The sequence below is a fragment of the Pseudomonas sp. MPFS genome (assembly GCF_022537035.1).
GTDB classification, from domain to species: domain Bacteria; phylum Pseudomonadota; class Gammaproteobacteria; order Pseudomonadales; family Pseudomonadaceae; genus Aquipseudomonas; species Aquipseudomonas sessilinigenes.
This window is the reverse complement of the sequence record NZ_CP066123.1, coordinates 1,286,544-1,300,227: the sequence shown is the minus strand read 5'-3', so window position 1 is coordinate 1,300,227 and position 13,684 is coordinate 1,286,544. Positions and strand designations below refer to the sequence as shown.

Sequence of the window (13,684 nt, the reverse complement as noted above, 5' to 3'; positions counted from 1 at the left end):
GGCCCAGCGATGTGGCTCAGGCCTTGAGAGCCTTCTTCGGGTAGATATCGTAGCGGCTGGACTTGCCTTCCAGGCCATGACTGGGCTTGGGCCCGTCGATGCACGGCGCCTTGCGTGGACGTTTGACCACGACCCGATGGCTGGCCAGCGCCAGAGCCGCCTCCAGCAACGCCGGAGCGTCGTTGTCATCCCCTACCAGTGGACGAAACAGGCGCATTTCCTTTTTCACCAGGGCGCTTTTCTCCCGGTGGGGGAACATCGGGTCGAGGTAGATCACCTGGGGCGGCTCCCCCTCCCAGTTGCGCATCAACTCGATGGAGTTGCCCTTGAGCAAGTGCATTCGTGCAACGATCGGCGCTACTTCGGCGTCCTGTGCGGCACGGGCCAGGCCATCCTCGAGCAACGCGCCAATCAAGGGTTGGCGCTCGATCAGGCTCATCTCGCACCCCAGGGTTGCCAGGACGAAACCATCCTTGCCCAGGCCCGCCGTGGCATCCAGCACCCGTGGGCGTATGCCCTGGGCCACGCCCACCGCCTTGGCGATCATCTGCCCGCTTCCGCCACCGTACAAGCGTCGGTGAGCGGCCCCACCTTCGACGAAGTCCACCCGTACCGGTCCTGGCGCTTCGGGCCCCAGTTGCTGCAGTTGCAACCCCTGCTGGCCCACCTGCAAGGCGAACTCGGCGTCCTCGATCTGCAACGGCAGGCCCAGGCGCTCGGCCCACTGCCGGGCCTCGGACTCGAACCCGGCCTCCAGGGCCTCGACGTTGATGCGGCAGGCCGCAGGTTGCTCACTCATCTGAAAACACACTCAAAAAATTAATGATCGGCAAAAACTGCCGATAACAGGACTATCGGCCATTTTGCCAGAGCTCAAGCGTCGACCGAGAGCAATGTCAGACATTCAACGCACATCGATAGGCTACATCTCGCCCCACGGCGATTATGGCCTGCGCAATTCCCAGGCACTGAGCGGCGTCAGCCATCTGTGGCAGGACTTCTTTGCCCAGGCGTTGGCCGAGCAACGGGGAGAGGGCGCGAGCGTTGAAGCAGCACCTGTGGTGGCTGTCGATGGGCCGGTAGAGCCTGCTGGGGGCACCCAACTGTTGGCCCAGATCGTCAATCAACGCGGCTGCGATGTGCAGGACACCGAAATACGTCCGCCCGAGCCACTGTTCCTGCCGATCGCCGAATTCGAAATGGAATTGCTGGACAAGCCGGCCCCGCCCTTCCCGCCTGAAGAAATCATTGCCCAGCAACGCCAGCAGGATTTCGAGAGTGGCTGGGTCCGTCCGATCGTGCTCAACGCCGGCCAGCCCGTACCCGCTCCAGGCCCGGCACCGGAACCGCGACCGCTGCACCTGCCGATCGCCGAGTTCGAGATGGACCTGCTGGACAAGCCGGCCGAACCCTACCCAGCGCACGAGCTCATCGAGCAACAGCGGCAGATGGACTTCGACATGGGCTGGGCCCGCCCATTGATCCTGCAGAACCTGCGGATCGCCGCCTGACCCACCCCCTCATCGACAACGCCAGAGTGGCCCCAGGTCCAGATGAAAGTGGTTGCGATGGGCGCTGTTGAATTCAGGCCCCAGCACCACATTGAAGGCGTCGCAGGCGCCGTCCCTGGCCAGCCGCAGAAACCGCCCCTCAGCACTGTCCTTCGGCCAATCCTTGAGCACGCTGATATTGCGCCCGTCACTCAGGCGAAAACCGGCGATATCCAGGGCATTGGCGCTGGCATGCTCGCTGCGCCAGCCAATCTTGCGGTGATACATGTTGCGGCAGGCAAAACTGCCCAGGTGATCGACACGCGCCACCCCCTGGCCAAACACCTGCTGCGCCGCCGGCTGCAAGCCATGACGCTGATACAGGGCAAAGGCCACCGCCAGTGGGCAACTGGCTAGAAAGCTGCTGCTCAGGGCGATATCGCCACCCTGCACCCGCACCGTATTGCTCAAGGGGCAGTCCACGTCGGCACGACTGTCCGGTTGCCGACTGGTGCGCAAGCCCGAGGTCGCCAGGGCCTGGTCGCACAGCTGTGGGTCATCCTGCAGTCGTGACAGCTTGAAGCGGGTCAACAGATTGGGCTTGGCCCGCACATCCAGCGGCGCCCAGGGATTCCAGGCATCGGCCAGCGGCAGCCAGCCCAACCGAACGCCAATCAACAACAGGGCGCCCAGCAACACCAGGGCGCCCACAACCTTCCTTGCCCTCACGCCAATTCCTTTTTACGACTGCTTGAACAATTGATTGATCTGCCCGAAGGGAATCGCCCGCTCGGCGAAATCGAAGCGACCCTGGTCACGGATCTCCTGCGCCGCCTGGTAGAACGCGCCATAGGCCGCCCGGGCCAAGGCCGAACCGACACTGATGCGCTTGACGCCCAGTTCCGCCAGTTGCGCCACACTCAGGTCCAGGCCGCCGGACATCAGTACGTTCACCGGTTTGGGCGCCACCGCCCGCACCACTTGGCTGATCTCCTGCGCACTGCGCAGCGCCGGGGCATAGAGCACGTCGGCGCCAGCCTCGGCATAGGCCTGCAGGCGGCGGATGGTGTCCGCCAGGTCATTGCAGCCGTGCAACTGGTTCTCCGCCCGGGCGGTCAGGGTGAAGGTGAACGGCAGGCTGCGCACCGCCGCGACGCAGGCCTCGATGCGCTCCACTGCCAGCTGGAAATCGTAGATGGGCTCTTCGGCACGGCCGGTGGCGTCCTCGATCGAACCACCCACCGCGCCACTAGCCGCCGCTTGCAGCAGGGCCTGGGCGCACTCCCCTGGGTTGTCGGCAAAACCGTTCTCCAGGTCCACGGCCACCGGCAACTCACTGGCACCGACGATGCCGCGCACATTGGCCAGGGTATCGGCCAGGCTCAAGGCGCCTTCGGCATCCGGGCGCGCGAGGGAAAACGCATAACCGGCACTGGTGGTGGCCAGGGCCTCGAAGCCCAGGCCAGCCAGCAACCTGGCGGAACCGGCATCCCACGGATTGGGAATGACGAAAGCCCCGGCACGCTCATGCAGGGCCTTGAAAGCGTTGGCACGAAGGGTTTGCGCGCGGTCCATTACTCGCTCCTCGAAGGCTGTGAAAGCACCTCAGAGCAAGCCAAGCTGCTCCGCGGCGGGTTCTCTGTATAACTCAGGCAAGGCGGGTAAACCAGGCAAACGTTGCATCAGGCGCGCATGAAAACGCCGGGCCAGTTCGGCGGCCATGCGGTTGTCGGAGGTGTGCAGGAAAACATACGGCGTACGCCCCTCTTCGATCCAGCCGGCGACCTTATCGAGCCAGGGCACCAGGAACGGATCGTTGGCCTCAAGCTCGGGATGGCCGATGAAGCGCACCTGGGGAAACTGGGTGAACGCCGCAGGGCGCGGCGGCACCTTGGGCTTCTTGGACTGGGCATGCAGCACTGCGGGCGCCGTGGAAGTGCAGCTGAACAAGGCTCGTGGATCGAGGCAGATGCGCTCCACACCGCGTTCGCGCAGCAGGCGGTTGAGCATGCGCTCGGCATCGCCCTTGGCGAAGAACTCCGGATGCCGGACCTCCACCGCCAGCGGTCGCTGCAGGCCATCGATGAACTCCATCAGTTCGCCCAGGCGCTGTGGCGCGAAGGTGGCCGGCAGTTGCAGCCACAAGGGCGACACCCGCTCGCCCAGGGGGCTGAGCAACTGGATGAAGCTCTCGGCGGCCGGCAATTGCTCACGCAGGTCGCCACCATGGCTGATATCGCCCGGGAACTTGGCGGTGAAGCGAAAATGCCCCGGCATGATCTGCGCCCAACGTTCCACCGTGGCGGGCGCGGGCCGGGCATAGAAGGTGGTATTACCCTCGACGGCATTGAACACCTGGCAGTACAGGCCGAGGAAATCGTTGGGCCGGGCATCTTCCGGGTACAGGTACTCGCGCCAGGCGTTTTCGCTCCAGGAAGGGCAACCGAGAAAATAAGGCAGCATCAGATGTGCAGGTCGAGGCCCACGACTTCCATGTCCCACTCGACGAAACCGGCGGTAGTCAGGTAGCTGGCCAGGGCATTGGCCACGCTTCTTTTCATTGCGCGCTGGAAGATCATGTCCTGGGGACGGGCGGGAAGATTGCTGGTACGGGAGGCTGACTGGGAGCGCCCTTGGGCGGCGGGTTCGGGTTGGACATCGGCGGCATCGATATCGTCCAGGGACTCGTCTACCTGCACCCGGCCTTTGCGAGGCTTGCGCTTGATGGGGTAGGAGTTGGATGAGATGCCGTCTATGCGCATACTGAAAAGCCCGGGGTCGATGATGGCAATTTAGCGGCACCGCTTCGACTTAGCAAATGCCTGAGTGTTAACTAGAACACAGAAAAGCCAAAAGGTTTGGATCCGGGCAGGATCCGCGTCAAAAACCGGACGATTGGCGCTGGCCGCGCAGGTCAGCCAGCCCATCGTCCCATGCCTGTTGGGATATTCAGCGGGCCTTGGGAGTGGCTACCTTGTCCCGCAGGTAGACCGGCTGTGCTTCATCGGCAAGGATCGCCTCGCCCCGCTCCCAAGCGAACCGGGCCAGGGTGAGCAGGTCCTGGGCATGGGGCAACATGCTCGCGTCCTGGCCTATGGGGTCGACCCCGATCCGCTCGGCATAACCCCAGCCGGTGCCAGCACCGAACCAGTCGCCGCCACTGCCTTCAGGCAGGGCGGCCATCTCGGGAGGCAGCACCGCTTCGTTACCTACCAGGCGCATTTCACCGGCGACTTCCCGGTAGCAGCCCCAATAGACTTCGTCCATGCGGGCGTCGATGGCTGCCGCGACTTGGGGCGCCCCGTGCTCGCGCAGGGCCCGCTGAGCCAGGACCGCCAGGTTGGACACCGGCAACACCGGGCGATCCAGGGCAAAGGCCAGCCCCTGTACCACGCCAATAGCGATCCGCACGCCGGTGAAGGCTCCCGGGCCACGGCCAAAAGCAATGGCATCCACCGCCTGCAATGTGGTGCCTGCATTGGCCAGCAGCTCCTTGATCATCGGCAAGAGCTTCTGCGCATGAAGGCGCGGGATCACCTCGTAATGGCTCGTGACCTTGCCGTCATGCAGCAAAGCAACGGAGCAAGCTTCAGTCGCGGTGTCCAGGGCCAGCAAGGTGCTCATCGGGGGTTCCATAGCATTGAAAAAAGTGACGCATTATAAACAGCAACGGCCCGCAAGCGGGCCGTTGAACGATCAAACGATCAGGTCATTCAGCTCAGGGCTTCGAGCACCTTGGCGGTGATCACTTCCACCGAACCCACGCCAGGGATATGGCTGTACTTCGGCTTGCCCTGGGCGGCGGCCAGTTGCTGGTAGAACTCCACCAGCGGCTTGGTCTGGGAGTGGTAGACCGACAGGCGATGACGCACGGTTTCCTCGGTGTCGTCCTTGCGCTGCACCAGGTCTTCACCGGTGATGTCGTCCTTGCCGGCGATCTTCGGCGGGTTGTAGACGGTGTGGTACACACGGCCCGACGCCTCGTGCACGCGGCGACCGGCGATACGCTGGACGATCTCTTCGTCGTCGACGGCGATTTCCACCACGTGGTCCAGTTCGATACCGGCCTTCACCAGGGCTTCGGCCTGGGGAATGGTGCGCGGGAAGCCATCGAACAGGAAACCCTTGGCGCAGTCAGGCTGGCTGATGCGTTCCTTGACCAGGTTGATGATCAGGTCATCGGAAACCAGGCCGCCGCTGTCCATCACGCTCTTGGCCTTCAGGCCCAGCTCGGTGCCCGCCTTGACCGCAGCACGCAGCATGTCGCCGGTGGAGATCTGTGGAATGCCGAACTTCTCGGTGATGAACTTTGCCTGAGTACCTTTACCGGCCCCGGGAGCTCCCAGCAGAATTACGCGCATCGATGTGCTCCTCAATTTTTTATTTAGAAACGCTCGGATTCGCCTCGTCGGGCCAATCTCAAAAATCGGGTTAAAGCCGCCCAAACGGCCAAAGGCTGATCAAGATACACAGCCGACACAGCCCACACAAGCAGTCGAAAGTCGGAAGAACCCGGCGTTTTCGTGCCCGCTTGGCCAGGTAGGACAAGTCGCAACCCCATAACAAAGTGTCGCCAGATGAATCTGAGCGACACCTTGGATTTACCCCGACAAGGGCCTTGCCTATATAGCCCGACAGCCCGCTGCTCCCTCAGCCGGTATTGCGCAGGCCAGCGGCGATACCGGCCACGGAGACCAGCAACGCCTGTTCTACGGGGCTTCCTTGGGGCGCCTCCTCCTTGCGCGAGCGCGCCAGCAGTTCGGCCTGCAACAAATGCAGGGGATCGAGGTAGGTATTGCGCAGGCGGATGAATTCCAGGGTCTCGGGACTGTGGGCCAGCAACTGCGACTGCCCGGTCAGGCCCAGGACCACCGCGCACGCCTGCGACAATAGGTCGCGTAAATGCACCCCCAACGGCAGCAGCTCCGGCTCCACCAGACGCTCGTCATAGGATTGCGCAATGTCCGCGTCGGCCTTGGCCAGGACCATCTCCAGCATGTCGATACGAGTACGGAAGAACGGCCACTGCTCACGCATCTGCGCCAGCAACTCGCCCTCGCCGCGGGCCAGCGCCTTGCTCAGGGCTGCCTCCCAGCCCAGCCAGGCCGGCAGCATCAGGCGGGTCTGGGTCCAGCCGAAGATCCACGGAATCGCCCGCAGGCTTTCGATGCCTCCGGCCCGGCGCTTGGCTGGTCGACTGCCCAAGGGCAACCGGCCCAGCTCCTGTTCCGGCGTGGACTGGCGGAAGTACTCGACGAACTGCGGGTTGTCCCGTACCACGGCGCGATAGGCATGCACCCCATCGCTGGCCAGTTCGTCCATCATCTGGCGCCATGCCGGCTCCGGCGGGGGCGGAGGCAGCAAGGTGGCCTCCAGCACCGCTGCCAGGTAGAGATTGAGGTTCTGCTCGGCGATATCCGGCAGGCCGAACTTGAAGCGGATCATCTCGCCCTGTTCGGTGGTACGGAAACGCCCCGCGACCGATCCGGGCGGCTGCGACAGGATCGCCGCATGCGCCGGGCCGCCGCCACGTCCCACGGTGCCACCACGGCCGTGGAACAGCAGCAGCTCCACTTGTTGCTCGCGGCAGATATCCACCAGTCGCTCCTGGGCCCGGTACTGGGCCCAGGCAGCGGCGGTGGTGCCAGCATCCTTGGCCGAGTCGGAGTAACCGATCATCACCTCCTGCGGGCCCTGCAAGCGCGAGCGGTAACCTGGCAGGTGCAGCAGCTTCTCCATGACCGGCCCGGCATGATCCAGGTCCGCCAGGGTCTCGAACAAAGGCACCACGCGCATCGGTCGCAGTACTCCGGACTCCTTGAGCAGCAATTGCACCGCCAGCACATCGGAGGCCGCACCGGCCATGGAGATCACGTAGGACCCCAGGGACGCCGCCGGGGCAATGGCAATCTCGCGGCAGGTCGCAAGTACCTCGGCAGTGTCCGCCGAGGGCTTGAAATACCCGGGCAACAACGGGCGCCGATTACCCAACTCGCGCATCAGGAAGGTGATGCGATCCTCCTCGCTCCAGTCCTCGTAGCGCCCCAGGCCCAGGTAATGGGTGATCTCGGTCATGGCCGCGGTATGCCGGCTGGAATCCTGGCGCACATCCAGGCGCACCAGGAACAGGCCGAAGGTCACCGCCCGACGCAGGCAATCGAGCAGCGGGCCATCGGCGATCACCCCCATGCCGCACTCATGCAGCGACTGATAACACAGCTGCAACGGCTCCAGCAGGTCACGGTTGTGCTGCAGCACCTCGGCACCCGCCGGCACCGGTGCGCTGAGTGCCGCATGGGCCCAACTGCGTGTGGCCCGCAGACGCTCGCGCAGTTGCTTGAGCAATGCCCGATAAGGCTCGGCGCTATCCCCCGCCCTGGCCAACAGCGCGGCACTGGCCTGCTGCATGGACAACTCGGCAGCCAGGTGATCGATATCCCGCAGGTACAAGTCGGCCGCCATCCAGCGTGCCAGCAACAAGACTTCGCGAGTCACTGCTGCCGTGACATTGGGGTTGCCATCGCGGTCTCCCCCCATCCAAGACGCGAAGCGGATCGGCGCCGCCTCCAGTGGCAGGCGCAGCCCGGTCGCGTTGAACAACGCCTTGTCGGCCTTGCGCATGTAGTTGGGAATCGCCTGCCACAGGGAATGCTCGATCACCGCGAAGCCCCACTTGGCCTCATCCACGGGCGTCGGCCGGGTCCGCCTAATCTCCTCGGTATGCCAGGCTTCGGCGATCAGGCGTTGCAGGCGCTCCTGGATCTGCCCTCGTTCGGCGCTGCTGAGGTCACGGTGGTCCTGGGCCGCCAGTTGCGCCGCAATGGCATCGTACTTCTGGATCAGCGTCCGACGCGCCACTTCGGTGGGATGCGCCGTCAGCACCAGTTCGATTTCCAAGCGCCCCAGTTGCCGGGCCAAGGCGTCGGCCGAATGCCCCTCGGCCCGCAGGCGGCTCAACAGCTCCGGCAGCACCCGGGCCTCGAACGGTGCAGGCTGGGACTCATCGCGACGATGGATCAACTGGTACTGCTCGGCGATGTTCGCCAAGTTGAGGAACTGGTTGAACGCCCGGGCCACCGGCAGCAGTTCATCGTCGCGCAACGGATCGAGGCTGGCGCTCAACTCGGCGCCCGTCGAGCCACGCCGGTCGGCCTTGGCCGCCTTGCGGATCTGCTCGATCTTGTCGAGGAAGCCCTCCCCGTACTGATCCCGGATGGTATTGCCCAACAGTTCCCCCAAGAGGTGAACGTCTTCGCGCAAGCGCGCATCAATATCGGTCATCGAGGTGTTCTCCAGCAGACAAGAAGGCAGCACGGAAGGCTCAAGAGTGCCGCTAGCACGCGCCCCTTAGCAAGCATGGGACGAGCCGGCGCCAAGCTTGGGCAACGGAGCTAGTCTCAAGAATAGGCCGTACAAGGGCCATGCACCGGCACACACCGGGCCACTCAACTCATCCTGCCACGAGCGGGGGTTTCTTGAGGTCACCATGAAAATCCGTGAACTTGCGCAACATTGGGAAGAAAACGCCAAGGGCCGCCTGAGCCGGACCGGCTACCGGATCCACCTGGACATGGAGGCCGCCGCGCGCCTGGCCGCCCTTGCCGAGATGTACCCCAAGCGCCAGCCCGAGGAGCTGCTGGGAGAACTGATCGGTGCCGCCCTGGAAGAACTCGAAGCCAGCTTCCCCTATGTCCAGGGCCCGCATGTGGTCGCCACCGACGAGGAAGGCGACCCGCTGTACGAGGACATCGGTCCGACCCCGCGCTTCCTCGCCCTGTCTCGCCAGCACCTGCACCTGATGTCGAGCCAGGCCGATAAACCGAAGCACTGACTGGCCATGCTTTTCACTTCTTGAAATCCTGATTCCCGGCACTCAAAGGTGCCGGGAATACCCCTGCGCTCGGCAAAAGTTCCCGGTTTTCGGGGTTGTCCTAGCAGTCAGATTTTTTTTGGGCCAGTCGCCATCTTTCTCTGAACTATTCAAAAAAGCCTCAGGTCAGACCCATTAGCCATCACTGGAACGGCCGTTTCAAATTTTGCCATCAGCGCTTGTCGTCACTCAGCGTCACGGCGCAGGACCAGGGTGGATTTTGATGTTTCCCAGGAGTTACCCAATGGAGTTGAAGACCATGAAGATCAGCACTGCCAAATCCTCGTTCACCTCTCTGCGCGGGCTGAAACTGGCCGCGCTGGCCCTCGGTAGCAGCATGGTACTGGCCGGTTGTGCCGGGAATCCGCCCTCCGAGCAGTACGCGGTTACCCAATCGGCGGTCAATAGCGCAGTGAGCGCGGGCGGCACCGAATTTGCCGCTGTAGAAATGAAATCGGCGCAGGACAAGCTCAAGCAAGCCGAGATTGCCATGCATGACAAGAAGTACGACGACGCTCGCCGCCTGGCAGAACAAGCCGAGTGGGACGCCCGGGTCGCCGAGCGCAAGGCCCAGGCCGCCAAGGCCGAGCAAGCGCTGAAGGACTCGCAGAAAGGCGTTCAGGAACTGCGTCAGGAAGGTATGCGCAGCGTGCAGTAAGCCGCCGCCGACTCCCACGTACTCGTAATCGATTGAAAGGACGAACATTATGCGCAAACAACTGATGATCCCTGCCCTGTTGGCCATGAGCGTAGCCCTGGCGGCCTGCTCCACCCCGCCGAACGCCAACCTGGAAAATGCCCGCACCAACTTCTCGGCCCTGCAGGCCAACCCACAGGCCAGCAAGCTTGCCGCCCTGGAAACCAAGGACGCCTCCGACTGGATGGACAAGGCCGACAAGGCTTATCTGGACAAGGAAAACGAGAAGAAGGTCGACCAGCTGGCCTACCTGACCAACCAGCGGGTTGAGGTTGCCAAGGAAACCATCGCCCTGCGCACCGCCGAGATCAAGCTCAAGGACGCCGGCGACCAACGCGCCCGCGCCATCCTCGACGCCCGCGATGCACAGATCAAGCAGCTGCAGGCCAGCCTCAACGCCAAGCAGACCGACCGCGGTACCCTGGTGACGTTCGGTGACGTGCTGTTCGCCCTCAACAAGTCCGACCTCAAGCCCAGCGGCCTGGCCAACATCACCAAACTGGCGCAGTTCCTCCAGCAGAACCCGGATCGCAAGGTGATCGTCGAAGGCTATACCGACAGCACCGGAAGCGACTCCTACAACCAGTCGCTGTCCGAGCGCCGTGCCGGCTCCGTGCAGATGGCCCTGATCCGCATGGGTGTCGATCCAGCGCGCATCGTCTCCCAGGGCTATGGCAAGGAATACCCGGTAGCCGATAACGGCAGCGTATCCGGCCGGGCCATGAACCGTCGCGTGGAAGTGACCATTTCCAACGACAACCAGCCTGTGGCGCCGCGCTCTTCGGTGCGCTGATCCTGCCCCTGCCTATATAGAGGCAGAGAAAACAAAACGCCGCGCACCTTGAGGTCCGCGGCGTTTTTCATTCCCGCAAGCCAGGATCATTGCTCCAGCTGCGGCGTCTCCTGGCCCATGCAGCGCACAGCCTGCTTCTTGTTGTTGACCAGGACTCCAGTCAGGCCTTTTTGCTGGGTATCGAACAACACCAGTACGCCATCCATGCACTGCGCCACTTCGGCAGCGGGCTGCAGGGAGATCTTGTAATCCTCGCCGGGCACGGTCTTGAGCATGGTGAAGTCGTTGAGCAACAACGCATCCTCCGGTTTGGCGAAATGCAGGTAGCCGTAGTACCACAGGCAGGCCACGGTGCCGAGGATGCTGCAGATACCGGTGATGATCATGGGGATGGCGTTGCGTTCTTCACTCATTGCGGACTCTCTGGAGGTTCAACTGTTGAATTCGGTGTCGCCGGGTAATTGGGGATCTCCCCCAGGCGGCGCAACCCGTCGAAATGCTGCGGATCATCGAGGTAGCGCAGCATGACGCTGCGCCAGGTCGGATCGGCAAAGGTTTGCACATGGTCGCCACGGGTCAGTTGCAGGACCCGTGGCGGCGGCGCAGCTTGATACAGACGGATGCCATTGGAAAGAGGCACCAGCGGATCATCAAGACTGTGGTAGATCAGCTTGGGCACGCCTGTCAGGCGCGGCATGGAGTAGATGGCGCTGTCGGCGTCCGGCACCAGCCAGGACAACGGTACCTGCAAGGGCCAGGTCAACCAGGAGGTGCTCAGGGCGTAGCGCCCGACATCCCGATAGCTGGCCGGTACGCCATCGAGGACAAGCGCCTTGAGCTGGCCCTGGCGCTCTGGATGCTCCACCAGATAGTGAATGGCCAACGCACCGCCCAGGCTTTGACCCAGCACCACCAGCGGCTTGCCCTGGACCTCTGGGGCCTGGTCCAGCCACTTGAAGGCCGCGTCGACGTCCTGGTAGATCGCCGGGAGGGATGGCTCCCCCTCGGACACCCCATAGCCTCGATAGTCCAGCAACAGGACCTGATAACCCTGCTCCGGCAACCACCAGCTGCCACCCAGGTGCCAAGCCAGGTTGCCACCGTTGCCATGCAGGTGCAGCACCGTACCCTTGACCGCTACTCCGGCCTTGGCAGGCAGCCACCAGGCACGCAGCTTGAGGCCGTCGGCGGTGGTCAGGGTCACGTCGCGGTACTCGAGCTTGGCTCGCTGGGGAGTGAATGGCAGGCCAGGCTCCGGGTAGAACAGCAGCGAACTGCACCCCTGCAGGCCCAACAACAGGACAAGAACCGCACAGCACTTGAGTAATCTGCTCATCGGGCATTTCTTGTCGCGAGCGGCGAGCGAACGCGACACGAACGCCATCGTGCAAGTCGCGGAACATCCTGCGAGGCCTTGCGGCAGCGACAGGTATCTGTGAGTACATCCATGTTCGGCCCCATGCAGGTCTACAGGATATTGGAGTAGTCCGCCTCGATCCGATCCAGGCTCAAGTGGTTGAGGAAGTTGGAGAAACACATCCACGCCGACAGCGCATTCATGTCGCGAAACTGCTCGGGCAGGTACTTGGGCGGCACCACCAGCCCTTCATCGACCAGCTGCCGCAGGGTGCGCATGTCCTCAAGGGTGGTCTTGCCGCAGAACAGCAACGGCACCTGCTCCAGCTTGCCTTTGCGTACAGCCAGCTGAATGTAGTTGTAAACCATGATGAAGCCCTTGAGATAGGACAAGTCCTTGGTAAAAGGCAACCCATTGGGCACCGAACCACGGAACACCCGGCTGGCGTTGCCGTAGCTCTCGGCCATCTCGAAACCCTGTTCGCGGAAGAACTCGAACACCTGCAGGAAATCCGCCCCCTCCTCCACCATATGGATCGCCCGAGTACGGTTGGTCAGCTTGCGCAAGCGGCTGGGGTAGGAGGCGAAGGTAATGATCTCCATGAGGATCGCCAGGCCTTCCTGGGTCACCGTCGACGAGGGCGGGCCCTTGGCCAGGAAGGTGCAGATCGGCTGGTTGAGGCCGTTCAGGGTGGTGCCTACATGCACCAGGCCTTCATGGACTTCCAGGGCGCGCACATCACGATCGTTGAACATCGCATCGCTGCGGATCTTGATGTAGTCGGCCCCTGCCGCCGCATCGGCGACGATACCGTCGGACTCGAAGACCCGGATGGTTTCCTCGGCTTCGCCGAACACCTTGTTCAACCGGCCTTGCAGCAAGCCGACGGCATCCTTGGCGCTCAAGGTCTTGGGTTCGTCCTTGAGATCGCCGCGCCCGTCGATGTTGTTCAGGTAGTCGGACATCATCAGGCCGAGGTCCGCCAGGGTCGGGTCGCCAGCATGGAAGGCGTCGGAGGCGGCACCATACAACTCCTGGGAAATCAGGCCGAAATCACCCGTACCCCGCGCCTCCAGCATGCGCACCACCATGCGGTATTCCTTGCACATGCGGCGCATGATCTGCCCCACCGGGCTGAACTGGCCCAGTTGACGCGTGATGTCACGCTCGATGTTCTGGAACTCCAGCTTCACCGCACCGGAGTCGAAGGACAACGGGCGCCCCTCGTAATAGGCGCGGTCCACCGCCGGCATTTCCTTGCCCTTGGCCTTGAGAAATCCCTTGCGAATGCTTTCGTCCCATTTCACCGCATCCAGGACGCGAATCGGTGTCTGTGCCAGCACTATGCGATCGGACAAAGTGCGTATCGTCTGCTGGTAATCGTCCACCCGAAATTCCCTCTGTTGAATCGCTCGAACCTGTGACTGGGCGGCCCGCTGAACGCGTACCGCTGCGACAAAGACCTTACCGGTCCTGA

The 13,684-nt window shown here is 63.1% G+C and carries 15 protein-coding genes; 4 read left to right on the top strand and 11 right to left on the bottom strand.

The window, feature by feature from the left end; all coding sequences use genetic code 11:
• Nucleotides 1-16: 16 nt before the first annotated feature.
• Nucleotides 17-799, bottom strand: a complete 783-nt coding sequence (locus I9018_RS05820; RefSeq protein ID WP_124345844.1) for a class I SAM-dependent methyltransferase — start codon at nucleotides 797-799, stop codon at nucleotides 17-19.
• A gap of 94 nt (nucleotides 800-893) precedes the next feature.
• Here I9018_RS05820 and I9018_RS05815 point away from each other — a divergent pair, with 94 nt between their 5' ends.
• Complete coding sequence (locus tag I9018_RS05815) at nucleotides 894-1,511, top strand: energy transducer TonB (protein ID WP_241108951.1); 618 nt, start codon at nucleotides 894-896, stop codon at nucleotides 1,509-1,511.
• A 9-nt stretch (nucleotides 1,512-1,520) separates the two neighbouring features.
• On the opposite strand, the gene I9018_RS05810 is transcribed toward I9018_RS05815, so the two are convergent.
• The 7 genes from I9018_RS05810 to ppc all read right to left on the bottom strand — a co-directional run bounded on the left by I9018_RS05810 (nucleotide 1,521) and on the right by ppc (nucleotide 8,771).
• Nucleotides 1,521-2,219: an extensin family protein gene (locus tag I9018_RS05810; RefSeq protein WP_124345843.1), complete on the bottom strand. Its 699-nt coding sequence runs from the start codon at nucleotides 2,217-2,219 to the stop codon at nucleotides 1,521-1,523.
• 12 nt (nucleotides 2,220-2,231) lie between these two features.
• Nucleotides 2,232-3,065 carry an isocitrate lyase/phosphoenolpyruvate mutase family protein gene (locus tag I9018_RS05805; RefSeq protein ID WP_241108950.1) on the bottom strand — a complete coding sequence of 278 codons (834 nt, stop codon included), beginning with the start codon at nucleotides 3,063-3,065 and terminating at the stop codon, nucleotides 2,232-2,234.
• Between the two features lie 30 nt (nucleotides 3,066-3,095).
• Nucleotides 3,096-3,956, bottom strand: a complete 861-nt coding sequence (locus I9018_RS05800) for a DUF72 domain-containing protein (RefSeq protein ID WP_068583774.1) — start codon at nucleotides 3,954-3,956, stop codon at nucleotides 3,096-3,098.
• Nucleotides 3,953-4,252 (bottom strand): hypothetical protein, encoded by a 300-nt coding sequence (locus tag I9018_RS05795; protein ID WP_068583729.1) that lies wholly within the window; start codon nucleotides 4,250-4,252, stop codon nucleotides 3,953-3,955. The genes I9018_RS05800 and I9018_RS05795 overlap by 4 nt, the downstream gene beginning before the upstream one ends.
• 187 nt (nucleotides 4,253-4,439) lie before the next feature.
• The gene (tsaB, locus tag I9018_RS05790) at nucleotides 4,440-5,114 is read right to left on the bottom strand and encodes a tRNA (adenosine(37)-N6)-threonylcarbamoyltransferase complex dimerization subunit type 1 TsaB (RefSeq protein WP_241108949.1); all 675 of its coding nucleotides are present in this window, start codon (nucleotides 5,112-5,114) and stop codon (nucleotides 4,440-4,442) included.
• Nucleotides 5,115-5,203: 89 nt separating this feature from the next.
• Nucleotides 5,204-5,851 carry an adenylate kinase gene (gene adk, locus I9018_RS05785; RefSeq protein WP_068583723.1) on the bottom strand — a complete coding sequence of 216 codons (648 nt, stop codon included), beginning with the start codon at nucleotides 5,849-5,851 and terminating at the stop codon, nucleotides 5,204-5,206.
• 289 nt (nucleotides 5,852-6,140) lie between these two features.
• Nucleotides 6,141-8,771 (bottom strand): phosphoenolpyruvate carboxylase, encoded by a 2,631-nt coding sequence (gene ppc, locus I9018_RS05780; RefSeq protein ID WP_241108948.1) that lies wholly within the window; start codon nucleotides 8,769-8,771, stop codon nucleotides 6,141-6,143.
• A gap of 205 nt (nucleotides 8,772-8,976) precedes the next feature.
• Between ppc and I9018_RS05775 the strand changes: the two genes are divergently transcribed.
• From I9018_RS05775 to I9018_RS05765, 3 genes are all read left to right on the top strand, one after another.
• On the top strand, nucleotides 8,977-9,321 hold the full coding sequence (locus I9018_RS05775) for a pilin assembly protein (RefSeq protein WP_241108947.1): 345 nt from the start codon (nucleotides 8,977-8,979) through the stop codon (nucleotides 9,319-9,321).
• A 283-nt stretch (nucleotides 9,322-9,604) separates the two neighbouring features.
• Nucleotides 9,605-10,018 (top strand): DUF4398 domain-containing protein, encoded by a 414-nt coding sequence (locus tag I9018_RS05770; RefSeq protein ID WP_068583715.1) that lies wholly within the window; start codon nucleotides 9,605-9,607, stop codon nucleotides 10,016-10,018.
• Between the two features lie 49 nt (nucleotides 10,019-10,067).
• On the top strand, nucleotides 10,068-10,850 hold the full coding sequence (locus I9018_RS05765; RefSeq protein ID WP_241108946.1) for an OmpA family protein: 783 nt from the start codon (nucleotides 10,068-10,070) through the stop codon (nucleotides 10,848-10,850).
• An 86-nt stretch (nucleotides 10,851-10,936) separates the two neighbouring features.
• On the opposite strand, the gene I9018_RS05760 is transcribed toward I9018_RS05765, so the two are convergent.
• The 3 genes from I9018_RS05760 to I9018_RS05750 form a co-directional block, all read right to left on the bottom strand.
• Nucleotides 10,937-11,263: a hypothetical protein gene (locus tag I9018_RS05760; protein ID WP_068583710.1), complete on the bottom strand. Its 327-nt coding sequence runs from the start codon at nucleotides 11,261-11,263 to the stop codon at nucleotides 10,937-10,939.
• Entirely contained in the window at nucleotides 11,260-12,186 is a 927-nt protein-coding gene (locus tag I9018_RS05755; RefSeq protein ID WP_241108945.1) for an alpha/beta hydrolase, read from the bottom strand. Before I9018_RS05755 ends, I9018_RS05760 begins: the two co-directional genes overlap by 4 nt.
• Nucleotides 12,187-12,317: 131 nt before the next feature.
• The gene (locus I9018_RS05750) at nucleotides 12,318-13,616 is read right to left on the bottom strand and encodes a flavohemoglobin expression-modulating QEGLA motif protein (protein WP_176719777.1); all 1,299 of its coding nucleotides are present in this window, start codon (nucleotides 13,614-13,616) and stop codon (nucleotides 12,318-12,320) included.
• Nucleotides 13,617-13,684 lie beyond the last annotated feature (68 nt).